This is a genomic window from Bacteroides sp. 11BF (assembly GCF_019633765.1).
Classification (GTDB): Bacteria; Bacteroidota; Bacteroidia; order Bacteroidales; family Bacteroidaceae; genus Bacteroides; species Bacteroides hominis.
Genome location: NZ_JAFKPJ010000069.1, coordinates 1 through 888, shown reverse-complemented (window position 1 = coordinate 888; position 888 = coordinate 1). Strand labels below are relative to the sequence as shown.

Annotated in this window: 1 pseudogene; it reads left to right on the top strand. The window is 32.4% G+C overall.

The window, feature by feature from the left end:
• Positions 1-789: pseudogene (locus JZY04_RS21010) on the top strand (6-bladed beta-propeller); the annotation flags it as partial.
• Positions 790-888 lie beyond the last annotated feature (99 nt).

Genomic DNA, 888 nt, shown 5'->3' with positions numbered 1-888 from the left:
ATTTGGCTCTCTTTATGTGTATTCTCTGGATGGAAAATTCATAAAAGAAATAGAACTGCCAACGAGGGCAAATTATCAATTGATAGAGGAGCTGGAGAGTAAGTATTTCATTACATGGACACTACCTGCTTCTGAGAATGATAATTGTATCAGCGTTATTTCTAAAGAGTCTTCCAAGAATGTGAAAGAATTTTGGCATGTGCCTCCCGTTTTCACTATTCTGAATTCTAAACCTTTTTATAATTATGAACATAAAGTATATTTTTCGAATCCTTATCAAAATGAAGTATATGAAGTAAGGACAGATAGCTTACGGGTTGCATACCGTTGGGATTTTGGAAAAGATAATCTTGATTTGAAGGAGTATGGATTCACTTTATTAGAGGATAAAAAGGTTGAAGAATATAAATTAATGTTGCAGTATTTACGTGATTCTACTGTGCCTTATTTTTTATGCGATCAATATCAGAATGATAAATTCTATTATATCATGTTGGTGTTTGGGCTTAAGCATTCGAAAAATCTATTTTACCGGAAGGAAGACGGCAAAAGTTTCTTTTTTGAAAAAACAACAGAAGACATTCATTTTGAACCTTTGNCTTTTTTGAAAAAACAACAGAAGACATTCATTTTGAACCTTTGGCCTTTAATGAAGATTTCCTGACTTGTATTGTTTTCAATGAAGACTTTCCAAACTATGAAAAAGTGCTTCCTCCAGAGGAATATAAGAAGCTGGAAGAGCGTTTAGAAGATGATAACCCCTGTTTAATCAAATTTTATTTTAAATGAAAAATCTTATATTTATACTGGGTTGCTTTCTCTTTCTAATCTCATGTCAGCAGACCGAGAAGGAAAAACTTGAAGAACTTGTTAAAAATTGGAATGGGA